This is a genomic window from Methanosphaera sp., from assembly GCF_022768985.1.
Taxonomy (GTDB): domain Archaea; phylum Methanobacteriota; class Methanobacteria; order Methanobacteriales; family Methanobacteriaceae; genus Methanosphaera.
Window position 1 is genome coordinate 41690 of sequence record NZ_JALEKL010000011.1, and the last position, 16107, is coordinate 57796.

Sequence of the window (16107 nt, forward strand, 5' to 3'; positions counted from 1 at the left end):
TCTATTCACTTCCATGATATATTGCTTTTGTTGGACAGGTTTTATTACATATCATACATTCTTGACATTTTTCAGGATGGAAGAGTTTTATTACTCCATTTTCAACAAGCATTATTACATCTGTTGTATCAGGTCCATTTCCACCTGTTATTTCAGGACAGATCTGCTCATTTACAGGACATACTATTACGCATGCTCCACATCCTAGACAGTGATCTTGATTGATTTTTAACATTTAAAATTATACTCCTAAAAAATAATTTTCTTCTTTTTTTTATAATTTCTTACTTTTAGATATGAAAAATTCTAATTATCACATTTTTTTTAGATTGGATGATTTTATTTTATAGAAAAAAATATTGAAGATTTGATAAAAGAAAAAATAAAAAAATAATTTCAAACTTTCTTTGCATCTCTAAAGTAAGGATACTTAGAATTCATATTAAAAAAATAATAAATCTTTTCATATTATATTAAACATTTTTCATTTTATTACAATAGAAAAGAGATTGATATAAAACATTGTATGTTTTTAGTAATTCCCATTATAATTTTATATAATCATTACTATGTTTTTTTTAATTAATAAAATTTACAATAAAGCTAACTTAAAATTAATATTTTTTGATTGAATTTAGAAGTTTAATAGATTTTAATATTAATTCATTAAATTATCATGTTTTATAATCTATCTAATATAATAATGATAAATTATAGAATTATAAACATTACTTATAAAAAAAAGAACTTAATTAGGTTGGTAAATTTTATGGGAAAAGTTAAAAAATCAGATATAATGGAAATTCTTGATAGTTATGATAAAAGTGATATAACAATTGCAACACTTGGAAGTCACACAGCACTTCACATTCTTCGTGGAGCAAAACAGGAAGGATTTAAAACAGCAGTTGTTTGTGAAAAAGGAAAAGAAGTACCATATGAAAGATTTGGTGTAGCTGATGAATTTATCTTTGTAGATGAATATAAAGATATTGTAAAAGAAGAAGTACAAGAAAAACTCAGAAGTCTTAATGCTATTGTTGTACCTCATGGATCATTTGTTGCATATGCAGGACTTAGTAATGTTGAAGATAAATTTAATGTTCCAATGTTTGGAAACCGTGACATTCTAAGATGGGAAGCAGAAAGAGACAAAGAAAGAGAAATGATTACAAAAGCAGAAATCAGAATGCCTAATAAGTATGATAAACCAGAAGACATTGATAAAGCTGTAATGGTAAAATTCCCTGGTGCACGTGGTGGACAAGGATACTTTATATGTTCAAGCTTTGATGAATTTAATGAAAAAATTGATGAAATGAAAGCAAGAGACTGGATTACAGATGATGATGTAAAAGATGCACATATTGAAGAATATGTATGTGGTACTAACTTCTGTATACACTACTTCTACTCAGCATTAAATGATGAAGTTGAAGTTCTTGGTATGGACAGCAGATATGAAACAAACATTGATGGTATTGTAAGAATTCCTGCTCAAGATCAAATTGAAGCAAACTTAAGTCCATCATACGTTGTAAGTGGAAACCATCCTGTTGTTATTCGTGAATCACTCCTTCCAAAAGTATTTGAAAATGGAGATAAATTAGTTGAAAGTGCAAAAGAACTTGTTGCTCCTGGAATGAATGGTCCTTTCTGTCTACAATGTCTTGTAAATGATGACCGTGAAATTGTTATCTTTGAAATGAGTGCAAGAATTGATGGTGGTACAAACAGTTTCATGAATGGATCAGCATACTCCTACATCCAGTTTGGTGAAGAAATGAGTATGGGTCGTAGAATTTCAAGAGAAATTAAAAATGCAATTGCTCAAGATAAACTTGATGTAATCATAACATAAGAATAATTAAATTACACAGATTATATTTTTAACCCCCTCTTATATCTTTTTATTTTTTTTTATAACATTTTTTAATAATAATTACATAACATATATTTTAGTAATAGAATCTAATTTTAAAATTTTAATATAAAAAGGGTTATGATGTAGGTTATTATGAAAGACATGAAATTAAGTATGTATATTAAAGATGTTTTATTTGATTATAAGTTCTTTGAAACTTTAGATGCAATTAATAAAACTCATTCTCAGCGTGCTGCTGCAAAGTCTCTTGGAATTTCTCATTCTGTTCTTAATAGACGTATTATTAATGCTGAGGCAAAACTTAATGAGAGTCTTGTTTGTGTATCACGTGGTGGATCATATCTTAGTGATTTTGCATTTAATGTTCTTGATGAATATGAAACTTATAGTCTTAGGCTTAATGATTTTGATGGTGATATTACAGTTGCAGGAGGTCCTATTAGTTGTGAATTTCTAAAGGCTCTTGCTATTGGTTATAATCTTGATAATATTCGTGTTATTGAAACTGATATTGACACAGCATATGATCTTGCAAATCGTGGTATGGTTGATATTTTAGGTTTTGATGATCCTGTTCAAGCATATATTTATGATATTGAACCTGTTGCTCTTGGTCGTGATTTTCTTAGTCTTGTTGCACATGAGAATGAAAGTTTTACATCAATTTATGATCTTGATGGTTTGTCTTTTATTGAAGTTGAAAATTCTGCTCAACGTCTTGTATGGAATAGTCTTGTTGATTATGATGTTAATTTTGATATTGTAGGAAGTGTCCATTCATTTCATGAGGCTTTAAAGATTACTGAAGGTGATGAAAACATCTATACTTTTATAAATAATAGTATGTCCTATAGATCACAGCCTACATTTGATATATTAAAACAACATACCAGTCATATTATTAGTGCTTTGAATGTTAAAAATGATAGTTTAGTTGAAAGTTTTCTTAATTTTGCATCACATAATGCACAAAATACAACTGTTGATTTTGGTTTCAAACACTTACTTGAATAATCTAATAAAAAAATAAAAAAAAGTTAAAGTTGGGGTTTAAAATATTTATTCTTCAAATCTGAATCTTTTAATAACAAAGTCCTTATCAAGTGAAAGAACAAATGATGCAGCTCTAGGTCCTTGTTTTTTACCAATAATGGTTTTATAAATAGCCTGGAATGCTTTTTGTGGTTTCATTTCAAGAGCTTCAAGAACTTCATACATTCTATCGTGGAATGCTACATCATTATCAAATGTTTCATTTTCAAGAACATCTGCAAGTTGTGAGAGGAACTCTTTCTGATCATCTGCAAGTTCAAGACGTGGCATTTTCTTCATAACTTGGAATTTAACAAATTTAGGTGCGTATGTATCAAGCCAGTTTTTGATATATCCAAGTCTTGCAATGAAATCTGTGCGATCTGTATCATTTAATTCATCAAATTCAACATCAGCAAGTCTTGATTGTAGTTGATTGTTCTTTTTAAGAATTTCATAAACTTTTGCTTCATCACCATTTGCAATTTGATATGCAACAGATAAGAATCTGTATGATGCCTGGAATGGCATTTCTTCAGCCATTTCTCCAAGTTGTGAAACTTCATAGATTTTTGAAAGTTTTTCTTTTTCTTTTTCATTACTTGCTTCTTCTTCACCATAGGTGATTCTTTCCATTCTATCATATTGATCCATTAAGTCAAGGAATCCCATTTTTGGTGTGAAATCTTTTGGTTTTAATGGTTTGTTTCTGAAGATGTAGTAGTTTAATGTTTCAGGTTTTGCAATTTTAAGCCATGCATCAGGTGAGAAGAATACTCCTTTTGATTTACTCATTGCATCACCATCAAGTGTGATCCATTCATATGGTACTGGGAATGGTGCAGGATAATCAAATATTTCTTCTGATATAATTTTACTTACATCGTATGATCCACCACTTGCTGCGTGATCTTTTCCAAATGGTTCACATACAATATTTAGGATTTTCCATCTTGCAGCCCATTCAACTCTCCATGTGAGTTTTCCTTCAGCTTTTGTATAATCTACTTCTCCTTCATGTCCACATTGACATCTGTATTTTACATTTACTCCATCATAATCATATGCTTCTGTTGTATTTAAACGACCACACTCAGAACATATTGCATTATATGGAAGCCAATCTTCTTTAAGAGGATGTTCTCTGTATTGATTAAATATTTCACGGATACGATCAGCATTTTCAAGTGCAATTTTTGTAGCTTCTATATATGCTCCACTTTTATACATTTGAGCTCCACTTTTAATTTCAAGTTCTTCAATATCAAACTGATCAAGTGTTGATGTGAAAGGTTTTTGGAAGTGTTCTACAAAGTTGTCACAACATCCTTCTGGACATGGAATTTCATAGTATGGCTGTCCTAGATATTTTTCATATGATTCAGGTAATGGATATGGTACTTTACGTAGAGGATCATAATCATCAGCAATCCATAATGTCTTAGAGTTTGCTCCAAGTTTTCTTAACTCCTTACTTATAGCATTTGCTATAAATACATCACAACTGTTTCCTATGTGTATTGATCCTGAAATAGATGTTCCACTACCTACTATATATTCATCTTTACCTTGTTTATATAACTCCTCAGCTATTCTTTCTGTCCAATGTTTAGTCATTTATATCACAAAAATATATTAGTTTTAATTTAGTAAATTTCCTATAAAAATTTATTATTTCATATTAATTTTTTTTATTTTATCCCATGTTAAAGAGATCATAAATTAAAAAAAAATTCATTATAATAAAAAAAAGTTAGTTTTTTATATATTTTAATATTTATAATATGTAATATAATTACTTTTATGAAAAAAATAATTTTCTAAATACAAATATTATTTAATAATAATAAAATTAACATATTAATATAATATAACTAAAATGAATATATTTTAATAGAAATATGAGGGTGATATTAACATGTATGTAATCATTGTAGGAGCAGGAAGAGTAGGATTAAACCTTGCAAATTCACTAATAAAACAGGGAATAACAGTTACTCTTATTGAAAATGATGAAAATAAATCAGAAGAAGTTGCAAATGAAGTAAATGCAATGGTAATTCATGGAGATGCAACATCAATACAAATACTTGAAGATGCAGATATTAGTGAAGCAGACGTATTTGTAGCAGCAACAGGACATGATACAGTAAATCTTCTAACATCAGTACTTAGCCAGAAATATACAAATATTCAAAAAAGAATTGCAAGAGTAAATGACCTTGAACATGTAGAAGCATTTAACAGGGCAGGAATTCAAATTACAGTAAGTCCAGAATCAACAGTTGCAACATATCTTGAACGTATCATAACCAGACCAAAAATTGCAGATCTCATAGTTCTTGGACGTGGAACAACAGAACTTCTTGATCTTAAAATTGAAAATAAGGATTTGTTTGGAGAATATGTTCTTGACCACAGCCCTACTGAAAACTTCATAGTATGTGCTGTATATGATGAAGATAATGAATTAATAATACCTCAAAAAGATACAAAATTCAGTGAAAATCAGAAAATATCAGTACTTACAAAGTCAGACTATGTAGATGAAGTAACAAAATTCTTTGCATCATAAAATTAATACTATAAAAAAAATAATACACCCCAAAAAAAGGATCATAACCACCTAATTTACTTTTTTTTAATTTTTTTTATTATATTTAAAGTTAATAATTTCCTTAAAATAATAAATTTTAGTAGTAATAATAAATTTAAGATAAGTTTTTAAAAATAAGTTTTTGAAAAAATTAGCTTCTTTCTTGAAAAAAAATAATATTGTGTGTCATATTACACACATTCCTAATATTTGAATTTTAGATTCAGATAGTAAATATGACTTATAATTATTTTTTTTGTGTTTGTGTATTGTGATATTTAATTAATAATTTTTTTATAATGCTTATAAAAAAAAGATTTACAAATAGGAGTAGAAAATTACTCCTAAGTTACCTTCCAAATCTAGTTATCGAAAGCGTCTTTGTCAGCTTTATCTAACCATTGATTTACGATTTTAATTGCACAGTAGTTACCACACATTGTACAGGTATCATCTGCTTCAGGTGGTCTTTTATCTCTGATAGCTCTTGCATCTTCTGGCCAGAGTGCGTGTTTGTATTGTTCTTCCCAGTTAAGTTCTTTTCTTGCATCTGCCATGAGAATGTCTTCTTCTCCGAATCTTTCGAGATCAATTGCAAGGTCTCCTGCGTGAGCTCCGATTCTTGTAGCAATTACTCCTTCTCTTACATCTTCAGGACCTGGTAATGCAAGGTGTTCTGCTGGTGTTACGTAACATATGAAGTTTGCTCCGTATCTTGCACATTGTGCTGCTCCGATAGCAGATACTATGTGGTCGTATGCTGGTGCAATATCTGTTACAATAGGACCGAGCATGTAGAATGGTGCGTTTCTACACATTTTCTTTTGTATGTTGATGTTTGTTTCAATTTCATTAATTGGGATGTGTCCTGGACCTTCTACGATGGTTTGAACTCCTCTTTCTCTTGCTCTGTCTACTAATTCACCAAGTACAATTAGTTCTTGTATTTGAGCTCTGTCTGTGGAGTCTGTAAGTGCTCCTGCTCTCATAGCATTTGCCATACTTAAACATACATCGTATTCTTCTACAATATCTAAAACTTGGTCGTAGTTTTCATATAATGGGTTTTCACAGTCGTTGTGTACCATCCATGAGGATATGAATGATCCTCCTCTACTTACAAGTCCACCTTTACGTCCTTGTCTTTTGAGTCTTTTTAATGTTTCACGGTTTACAGAACAGTGGATAGCCATAAAGTCGATACCATCTTTTGCTTGTTTTTCGATGTTTTTAAGCATATCATCTGGGTCCATTGTGATAGCTGATCCATCTTTTTCAATTGCTTCTACAGCTGTTTGGTAGATAGGTACGCTTCCTACAGGTTTGTCTGTGTTTTTAAGTACTGTTCTTCTTATGTTGTCAAGATCTCCACCGATACTTAATTCCATAAGTGTATCTGCACCTGCTTCTTCTGCAATTTTTGCTTTTTCAAGTTCCATGTCAAGGTCGTTAATATCAGTTGATGTTCCGATTGTTGCGTTAACTTTTGTTCTTAAGTTTTCACCTATACCAACTGCTACAGTTTCTCTCTGATTGTTATCAGGTATTGCAATGTATCCTTTTGCAACCATTTTTCTGATGTATTCAGGATCTAATTTTTCATCTGCAGCTACAGCTTTCATAGCATCTGTAATGTTTCCTTTCATAGCTTCTAACATTTGTGTCATATCTATAAACTCCTATGTTTTATTTCATGTCTAAGATAGTTTATTTTAACTTCCAAATATCTGGGATAAAAAAGAAAGTTACACATCTAATGTTAATAATCCATTTTTTTGATAATTTTTAATTTTAACACTTGATTTTTTGCCTATCTTTTAAGACTTACTAATAGATGTTTACAAAATAGTATTTAAAGAGTTTGATTTTTTTGCCCAAATTTTTTAAAATTTAGTTGAAAAACTGGGAATTTATAGATTTTATGTAAAAAATATTAACAGTTTCAAACTTTTTTCAAGTAATTTGTAAAAAAGTAAAAATCACCAAAATATTACAATTAAATTTATTAAAAATAATATTCAAAAAAGATAAAAAAAAATAAGAATTAGGGGTGATGATGATTAAAATTTATTTTTAGTTATTAAATGAATCATTCATTTTTTCAAGTGCTTGTTCTGTTGTTGGAATATTTGTCTGTGTTCCTTGTGCTTGTACAATGTATGATGCAACAGTTGATGCAAACTCTCCACTATATCGTATATCATTTCCACGTATGTATTGTACAAGGAATGCTGCACGGTATGAATCTCCTGCTCCTGTTGGATCTTGTGCATCTACTACTACTGGATCAATTTCTACTGGATCTTCTCCATCAACATAGATTATACTTCCTTTTTCTCCAAGACTTTTTACTATAATTTCAGGACCATATTCTATTAATTCATCAATATTTTTTTCCATTAAATCACAAATACAGTCAATTTCATGTTCATTTCCAAAGAGAATGTTACAGTTTGCTATTATTTCTTCTAAGTTTTTTGTTGAATATAAGTTTAAATCTTGTCCTGGATCAAATGATACAAGTTTATCATTTTCATATGCAAATTTTGCTGATTTTATATTAAATTCAGGATCTCCTGTTGCAATGTGTAGTGCTTCTGCATTAAGTATTGCATCTTCTGGAACTGGTGTTGTTTCATATTTTTCTGCTGCTCCCCAGTAGAAGTAGAACATTTGTTGATCATCAGGATCTGTTAGAACAAATGCTGTTGGTGTGTTAAGATTTTCATCTAGGATCATGTTTGAAATTTCAACATTGTTTTGTTTTAATTGATCTTCATAGTCACTGTTTTTGAAATCTTTTCCTATACATGAGATAAGTTCTACATCAAGACCAAGTTTTGCTGCAATAACTGCTACATTTCCTGCTGCTCCACCATATAAACGATCCATTTTATTAACTCTTGCTGATGTATTTACTTTTGAAAACTGTTTTACCTGCATGATATAATCAAAGCATGTATGTCCTATTACTAGTAAATCTGTATTTGCCATTTTTATAATCCTCCTTATGGATTTTACTAAAAAAGTTTTTTTTGAATTTATTTTCTAAATTTGCTACTACTAATTTATTATTTTCACATATTTTTTCCATAGTAGTTTTATGGAATCTTATTTTACATTTATATAAAAAAAGACTTTTTTTTCTTAAAGGTAAATGTTGTAAATATTGATCTATTAAAAAATATGATTTAAGTATAATTATTTATTATTTTTTATAATTCATAAGTAGTTTATTATTAAATTATAATAATAGTAAATTTTTATTATAAAGATAATTATCTATTTTTTGAAATAAACTTATCCATATTTTGATTAATAAAGATTAATAATTTAACTCTATAAAAACTATATATTATTATTTAAAATGAAAAATTAATTTTTGATGATAAAATGTTTGAAAAGTTATTTAATAAGAAAACTGGAATTCATCTTTTTGCAATTATTATAGGAACAATTGCAGGACTGCTTTCTGTTGAGGTATGTCTTAGATTTAATTTAGCATTGTTTGGATTTAATATTTGTATTATTTTATCTCCTGTTATTGCAGGATTTGTTGAAACTGTACTTGCACGTTATTTTACACAACAGACATCTGGTGCTATAAGTGCTATTATTTTATTTATTGTTACAAATATTATTGGATGGTTTTTCCCGGCAAATCCTATTAAATTTAATATTTTTACAGTTGGTGGACTTCTTCTTATGATCCAGGCAGCATTTCCTCTTACAATAAATTGTATTCTTATTGGTGTTCTTCTTTTTATTGTTAATAATATTGGACGTTGTATTTCATGGATTCGTCGTAAGCTTAATTTATCAGGGCGTAGTAATGTTATTGAATTTAATGCTATTGATGATATTAAAGATGAGTATAATATCTTAATTTTTAATGAAGATAATGGTATTGATATTAAAAAGTATCTTGGTATGATTGTTGTTGAAGATATTATTGAATTTGAGGAACGTTCAAAAAGTGAAGTTATGGATTATATTGGAAGTTCTCTTGATGATAAGATGAAAATTAAGCATGATGATTATCTTAAGGCTAAGGATTTTATTATTAATGAATTGAAAAAAAAGGCACATGATATAGGTGCTAATGCTATTGTTAATCTTAAAGTTGAATATACTAATTATAATCAACAACTTCCACCTGATATGCTGATAATTGCATATGGAACTGCTGTTATTATTGATGAGAAATATCTTTAAAATAAGTTCAGATTTTAAGTTGTAAATAAAATAAAAAAAAATAAAAGAAAAAAAGGTTTGTCTAATTTTTAAATTAATTCCCCTTTTTTTACTTTTGATTAATATTCTACACCATTTTTCTTTAGAATAATAATATGTCTTTAATTTTTAGAATAATAATTTAAGTGAAGGTTAAATTTAGGGGGTCAGGGCGTGATGAAAACTCTATTGAGTTTCCCATCTTTTTCTGTCCATTAATTCTTGTTTTTTACCTGCATTCCATCCACCGGATGAACTTTCTGCATGACCTACTTGTTGTACATATCCTGTTATACGGTCATACCATTCCACATTTCTTGTTTCTCCACAGTGTGTACAGGTTGTTTGAAGTCCTTTCATTAATGTTTTACAGTTGATACAGAAACTTAATGCACTACTGTATGCCCAGAATCCAATATCTGTTTTTCTTGTAATTTTATTTGTAAGACTCATTAAACTGTCAGGGTCACTGTATGATTCTCCCATAAATGCATGGAATATGTGTCCACCTTGTGTTAATGGATGGTATTCTGATTCTATTTTTATTTTTTCAGGAAGACTCATTGCTGTATCTACAGGTACGTGACTACTGTTTGTGTAGTATGAAGCATCACTATCACCATTACATATTACTTGATCTGGGTATCTTTCACGATCCATTGTTGCAAATCTGTATGCTGTACTTTCTGCTGGTGTTTGGATTACTCCCCATCTTAGGTGTGTTTCATCTTTAAGTTCATCTACTCTTTCATTGATGTATTTTATTACTTTAAGTCCGAGTTTGTTTGAACTTGGATCTTCTAGTCCTGCTCCTGTTTGTGCAAGAAGCATTTCATTAAGTCCTACAAATCCAAATGATAATGTACTGTTATCTACCATGTAGTATGGATCTTCTCCCATTTTCTGTGTAAGGAATGGTAAGATTTTGTAGTCATTTAGACATTTAAGTGCTCTTTGACGTCTTAGCATGAGTACATCTTGTGATATTTGCATGTAATCATCAAGATAGTCAAATATTTCATTTTCATCTCTTGCATCGTATCCTATTCTTGGTAGGTTCATTGTTACATATGCGAGGTTTCCTGTTCTAAGACAGTCTTTTTCCCAGTCACCTGTCCAGTTATCTGAAAGTCTTGTACGACATCCCATGTAGTTTGCCATGTTTCCCATGTAGTCTGGTAGCATGTTTATGAAGTATGCTGTTCCAAATTTAGCTGATAGGTAGTGTACACGGTTTATGTCTTCTTCAAATTCTGGTGTTAGACATTCTTTTCTTAGGTAGTAGATTGTGTTAGGGAAAAGGTGTGGTTTTCCTTCTGAATCTCCTTTAATTAATGCTTCTGTAAATGCTCTTTGGAGAAGTCTTACTTCTTTTTCAAAGTCTCCATATACTCCTACTACTTTTCCTCCAGATCCGTATGCTGGTTCATTTTTAAGGAAATCTGGTACTGTGAATTCAAGTCCTATACTTGTAAATGGTACTTGTCCTCCACGTGCTGCATATGCCATGTTGAGGTTGAATATAAGCATTTCTACTGCTTGTTTTATTTTTTCATATGGAAGTCCTACAGCAAATGGTGCTACAAATACGTTCCATAGACTCATTGCTTGTCCTCCACTCATGTTTTGCTGTGCTGCAAGCATTATTTCTCCTGAGTGGTTCATGAGTGTTTCAATATGATTTGGTGCTCCTGCTACACTTGTGTGATCTCCTGTTCCATCTACTTTTAATCCATATCTTATGAATTGTCTTAGGTCGTGTTGGAGACAGTTTATTGGTCTTCCTGCAAAGAATTCAAGGTCGTGTATGTGGATTGTTCCATTCATGTGTGCATCTGCAAGATTGTGTGGTAAGATGTTAAGTAGTGCGTATTGTTTTAGTGATTCATCTGCTACGTATTTGTGGATTGTTTCAGGGTTATGCATCATGTTTGCATTGTCTTTGTTTCCTGCTTCAATTAGGTTTGTTATGTTGTATACTGGCATTCCTAGTCTTGTGTATTTGCGTCTTAGTGATTCAAGTCCGTTTTCTGTGAGTTTGGTGTTTACCATTTCTCTTATTATTGGTGCTGTTAGGTAGTCTAGTTCTAGTTTTTTAAGTTCTTTGTATACTTCGTTTGCTATTTTATTTGCAAGTTTTGGTGTTGTTTGTGTTTCTTGAACGAGTGTGTTTACGATTTTTGATTTGTCGAATGGTTCTATTGTGTCTCTTGCTGTTCTTACACGTAGTGTGTTGTAGTTGTAGTATTTGTCTGCTAGTGTTTCGTTTTCATCTTTAAGGAAGTTGTATATTTTATTTTTTATTTCCTTTGTTGTCATATCTTCGTGTGCTTCTTTGGACACTTTGTATGCTATTTTTTCAGCTAGTCCTAGTGGAATGTTTATCATTATACAGGATTTTACTAGTTTTTCGTAGCTGAATTTTTCTTTTATACCATCGTTTTTCATTACATATATGTCGTTTAGATTGTATGTATCTTGTATGGTTTCAGGATCTTTCATCATTTTTTATCACACACCCATATATTTTTTTTAGTCATATTTTCTTTGTATTATTAATTTTGATTAAAAGATTATATATATTTAACTAAAAATAGTTCAAAGTTATACGAACATAATTAGTAGTTAAACAAACAATTAAATGAATAAAAATGAAGTTAAAAAATAATAAAAAATATAGTGAAATAGGATTTATACTAATTTTTTAACATAATAAAACATTAATTTTAATTTATTTATTAAATTAAGTTATTTAAAGTATTATTTTTTAATTTAAAAAATTTAAAATCCATTTTTAAAATAATTTTGTGCAATATTTTTAATTAAAACTAGATTTATTTCTAAGATAATATTTTTTTAAAATGTCAAATTTTGCAATAATTTCAAGAATTTAAGTAATATTTAGTTCAAAAACTAGCGAACATTATACGGGTATGGGTATACTAAATTTTTAATAAAAAAAAGTAGATGTATTAGAAAAATACATCAAGAGAACTCTGCTTAGATTTATCACTTTCAAAGAGAGAATTAATAGAAGTTTCAAGAACCTCAATACGCTCAACAACATAAGGATTAATAGGATAACGATGTGCTAAATCCTTAGAAATCTCCAAGTACTTAAGAACAGAACCCTTAGAAATACTTAAAATCAAGTTATTACCACAACTACACTGACCTGAAAGTGGAATACGTCTATACTTCTCACCACATTTGGTACAACGAACCTTCTGTCTTGAAAAAGCACGAATATTACCAGTCATATCAGGAAGGAAGTGAGAATTAAGAACACCCTCAACTACACCCTTCTGATCAACAGCACGAAGAAGCTCAGCAAGAGCAATCTGACTTTCAACTTTCTCTGTCATAGAATCAAGAGACTTATAAAGACAAATCTTAGGACCTGCATGAATAGATGATGTTGGATGTGAATACATAATACCATGATACTGCTCATCAGTACCAAGTCTTGATTCAACATTATCAATAAGATCATTTACATCAGAAGGTTTCACACCACCTTCCTCTGTTTTATGATAAATTTCAAGAGGAATTCTCCACATACAATCAATATTATGTGATTCATCATCTATCTCTTCAGGATCAATACGACTACTTAAAACCAGTGGTGCATCCATACTACCACCACGAGTACTTGGAAGATAAGTTTTTCCAAAGTTAAGCAGAGCATCAAGAAGAAGCATTACAGCATCCTCATCACTATCACAATTACGTCTTTTAGCTGAATGGAAATAAGGATGAGCATAACAACCTGCAGCCTTAGTATAACCTACAATACGACCAAGAACACCAGCAGATGTATGCGGTGCAAGACCAGCAATAAGTTCACCTACAAGATCAAGACGACTTTCTGCATTATAAAATGGTTCCATATTATAATACTTAACTAGAAGATCATCAATAAACTTTGAAACCTTAAGAAGATAATCTCCACAACTTTCACTTACAACAACATCCTGAATCTTAATTTCAATAATCTGATCATCATTTTCAATAGGATTACCATAAATATCTTCTGTATATCCTAACTCCTTAATTTTTTCATATGGAACACCGATCTCACTAGGAATAAAATGTGTAAGTGGAAGATCAGTTGAATCATGACGTACAGTACCATCACGATATGTGTAAATTCCATTACGAGCACGAAGAATACCCTTCTCTAGTGGTTCAGGATATTTATCTTCTGATATTAATCCTTTAACACCTTTTACCTCATCAAGACGTCTAATATTTACATTTTCAAATGCACGATTAAGTTCCTTGTCAAGATTTATAGTTTTAAGACCAGAATTTTGAAGTTCTGTACGTTCACCACAAACAGGACAAATTGACCTATATGATGTTACAAGACAGTCAGGATTTGTACATCTACACTTTGCAAGTGTAACTTTTATCTTTCCTTTCTTTGATGCTTCAACTATATTACGTATATTTCCTGCATAGTTTCCAATTGGAAATAGTGAATGTGGTGCAGGTCTCATAAGTCTTTCCTTTGTTTTCTCTGGACGACCAACACGACCACCAATATATGTAGGAGCTTTAGCTTTAATAGTTGTTGGACTTATCATATTTAATGCATCAATTGTATTAATATTCTCATCATCTGAAAGATGAGCTGGTATAGTCATCATTAAAGCATAAAGATCATCATTTGAAACTATAATATTATTATCTTCTACTTTGTGTGTAACACCAAGTACTTCTAGTATTCTTTTATGATATGTACGTGGCAGTGGATTTACATCACAATTAAATACATCATCTGGTGATTGTATATTTTCATATAAAAAGTCATGTAACTTATTTAATTCCTCTTTTGTCACATCATGATAGTAGAATGTATACTTTGGATGAAGTGGTGTATCAGTTAATTGTGCTATTTCAAATGCCTTTTTAGCATCAATATCTAAAGCAAGTAGATCATCAACTTCAAGTTCTTCCCTGAAATTTATGCCAAAATCATCATGACTTTCTTTATAGTAATCTGATACTTCAACTTCCTGTGCCCACCATTCCTCACACCATGCTGATACATCAAGTGGAATATTACCACGTAGATATTCACCAAATGCAACAAGCATATCACCAAGGAATATGATCTCGACAACATCACGTCTTATCTTTATTGCCTCAGATACACTACTTACCTGTACTACATCTCCATTTGATAGTTTAACAATAGGTCCTTCAACACAGTCACATGGAACAACACAGTTACCTTTTCCTGGTTTTTCAATCTTCATCTGTGTTCCAACAGCAAGGAATTGTACAATTTCCATTGTTGCAGGATGTATTGCCATTGATGCAAGACCACTATCACGTGTTCTTCCATAACGTAGACGGAATCCTCCTTTTGCCCCAGGATAGGACATTACAGGACGTCCACCAATTATATCTTCCATGTATTTTGCTTTCTTTTTAGGCTTAATTTTTACCTCTTCATCTTTCTTTTCATCTTCTACAGGTTTCTTCTCAGATTTTGGTGCTGTGAAATCTTCAAGCCATTTCCATCCATCAATTTTAAGAGTATTTGCATATTTAACTATCTTTCTTGACTTCTGAATAATACCTTCAGCTATAGCAAGAAGTGCCCCTCCACGAATATGATTTGTTTCAACACGTGGAAGATCCCTATTTTGTACCTCGATTGGATCTGTTTGTTCTCCTGTTACTTCTACTGGTATTCCACGAACAGCTTTTCTTACCTCATCTGATGTTGGTGAATACTGAAGATTTGTAACTTCTGATTCATATAATTCAACTTCTTCTACATATCTTTCAATTTCATCATCAGTAGGCTTATATCTGTCAAGTCCCTGTGCCATCCTAATATAATCACCAAGAAGTACACTTAGTGCTGCAGCTGTTCCTCCTGCACTACGTATAGGACCTGCAAAGTATACACCAAAACATTTAGTTCCATCTGGATTATCTTTAATTTTTACCTTAGCAATACCCTCAAGTGGTGCTGCAACTACTCCTTCTGTAAGAATAGCAAGTGCTGTACGTATTGCACTATCTGCATTTTTTTCCTGTACTTCATAGTCATTTTCACCCTGGTCAACATCATCACGTGTTGCAATTTCCTTTGCTATTTGAAATGCAACTTCCTCACGTGACATTGACTCTTCAAGCTCTTTTATACGTTTTGCCACACCTTCAGGACCTACAAGCCCCTCTACACGTTCTGCAAGATCCTTTGCAAGTGGAATTTCTGGGGCTAATTCCAAATCTTTTCCCTGACTACGTGCTTTTTTTGCTATATCATAAAGTTCATGAGTTTTTTCCTCTAACATGTCAAAATAATCCAGATAAATTCCCCCTAAAAAATGGTAAAGTT

General features: G+C 30.8%; 10 protein-coding genes. 4 read left to right on the top strand and 6 right to left on the bottom strand.

The window, feature by feature from the left end; all coding sequences use genetic code 11:
- Position 1: 1 nt before the first annotated feature.
- Positions 2-235: a ferredoxin family protein gene (locus MRZ80_RS05585; RefSeq protein ID WP_292537066.1), complete on the bottom strand. Its 234-nt coding sequence runs from the start codon at positions 233-235 to the stop codon at positions 2-4.
- Between the two features lie 534 nt (positions 236-769).
- On the opposite strand from MRZ80_RS05585, the gene MRZ80_RS05590 reads away from it, so the two are divergent.
- Together MRZ80_RS05590 and MRZ80_RS05595 are read left to right on the top strand one after the other, a co-directional pair.
- The gene (locus MRZ80_RS05590; RefSeq protein ID WP_292537067.1) at positions 770-1861 is read left to right on the top strand and encodes a formate--phosphoribosylaminoimidazolecarboxamide ligase; all 1092 of its coding nucleotides are present in this window, start codon (positions 770-772) and stop codon (positions 1859-1861) included.
- Positions 1862-2017: 156 nt separating this feature from the next.
- Positions 2018-2899, top strand: coding sequence for a LysR family transcriptional regulator (locus MRZ80_RS05595; protein WP_292537069.1), 882 nt, complete (start codon positions 2018-2020; stop codon positions 2897-2899).
- A 45-nt stretch (positions 2900-2944) separates the two neighbouring features.
- Here MRZ80_RS05595 and lysS read toward each other — a convergent pair whose 3' ends face one another.
- Complete coding sequence (lysS, locus tag MRZ80_RS05600) at positions 2945-4534, bottom strand: lysine--tRNA ligase (protein WP_292537070.1); 1590 nt, start codon at positions 4532-4534, stop codon at positions 2945-2947.
- 301 nt (positions 4535-4835) lie between these two features.
- Here lysS and MRZ80_RS05605 point away from each other — a divergent pair, with 301 nt between their 5' ends.
- Positions 4836-5492 carry a TrkA family potassium uptake protein gene (locus MRZ80_RS05605; RefSeq protein WP_292537073.1) on the top strand — a complete coding sequence of 219 codons (657 nt, stop codon included), beginning with the start codon at positions 4836-4838 and terminating at the stop codon, positions 5490-5492.
- 383 nt (positions 5493-5875) lie between these two features.
- Here MRZ80_RS05605 and thiC read toward each other — a convergent pair whose 3' ends face one another.
- On the bottom strand, positions 5876-7180 hold the full coding sequence (thiC, locus tag MRZ80_RS05610) for a phosphomethylpyrimidine synthase (protein ID WP_292537076.1): 1305 nt from the start codon (positions 7178-7180) through the stop codon (positions 5876-5878).
- 406 nt (positions 7181-7586) lie between these two features.
- Positions 7587-8507: a carbohydrate kinase family protein gene (locus MRZ80_RS05615; RefSeq protein ID WP_292537078.1), complete on the bottom strand. Its 921-nt coding sequence runs from the start codon at positions 8505-8507 to the stop codon at positions 7587-7589.
- A 399-nt stretch (positions 8508-8906) separates the two neighbouring features.
- Between MRZ80_RS05615 and MRZ80_RS05620 the strand changes: the two genes are divergently transcribed.
- Entirely contained in the window at positions 8907-9728 is an 822-nt protein-coding gene (locus MRZ80_RS05620) for a heavy metal-binding domain-containing protein (protein WP_292537080.1), read from the top strand.
- A 204-nt stretch (positions 9729-9932) separates the two neighbouring features.
- Here MRZ80_RS05620 and nrdD read toward each other — a convergent pair whose 3' ends face one another.
- Positions 9933-12251, bottom strand: coding sequence for an anaerobic ribonucleoside-triphosphate reductase (gene nrdD / locus MRZ80_RS05625; RefSeq protein ID WP_292537082.1), 2319 nt, complete (start codon positions 12249-12251; stop codon positions 9933-9935).
- 467 nt (positions 12252-12718) lie between these two features.
- Positions 12719-16063, bottom strand: a complete 3345-nt coding sequence (gene polC / locus MRZ80_RS05630; protein WP_292537083.1) for a DNA polymerase II large subunit — start codon at positions 16061-16063, stop codon at positions 12719-12721.
- Between the last annotated feature and the right edge of the window lie 44 nt (positions 16064-16107).

What these genes read in the sequence shown, in the direction of transcription:
- MRZ80_RS05605 (WP_292537073.1), top strand. Translation starts at nt 4,836, where the DNA reads ATGTATGTAATCATTGTAGGAGCAGGAAGAGTAGGATTAAACCTTGCA.
- polC (WP_292537083.1), bottom strand. Translation starts at nt 16,063, where the DNA reads ATGTTAGAGGAAAAAACTCATGAACTTTATGATATAGCAAAAAAAGCA.
- MRZ80_RS05590 (WP_292537067.1), top strand. Translation starts at nt 770, where the DNA reads ATGGGAAAAGTTAAAAAATCAGATATAATGGAAATTCTTGATAGTTAT.
- MRZ80_RS05620 (WP_292537080.1), top strand. Translation starts at nt 8,907, where the DNA reads ATGTTTGAAAAGTTATTTAATAAGAAAACTGGAATTCATCTTTTTGCA.
- thiC (WP_292537076.1), bottom strand. Translation starts at nt 7,180, where the DNA reads ATGACACAAATGTTAGAAGCTATGAAAGGAAACATTACAGATGCTATG.
- lysS (WP_292537070.1), bottom strand. Translation starts at nt 4,534, where the DNA reads ATGACTAAACATTGGACAGAAAGAATAGCTGAGGAGTTATATAAACAA.
- MRZ80_RS05585 (WP_292537066.1), bottom strand. Translation starts at nt 235, where the DNA reads ATGTTAAAAATCAATCAAGATCACTGTCTAGGATGTGGAGCATGCGTA.
- nrdD (WP_292537082.1), bottom strand. Translation starts at nt 12,251, where the DNA reads ATGATGAAAGATCCTGAAACCATACAAGATACATACAATCTAAACGAC.
- MRZ80_RS05615 (WP_292537078.1), bottom strand. Translation starts at nt 8,507, where the DNA reads ATGGCAAATACAGATTTACTAGTAATAGGACATACATGCTTTGATTAT.
- MRZ80_RS05595 (WP_292537069.1), top strand. Translation starts at nt 2,018, where the DNA reads ATGAAAGACATGAAATTAAGTATGTATATTAAAGATGTTTTATTTGAT.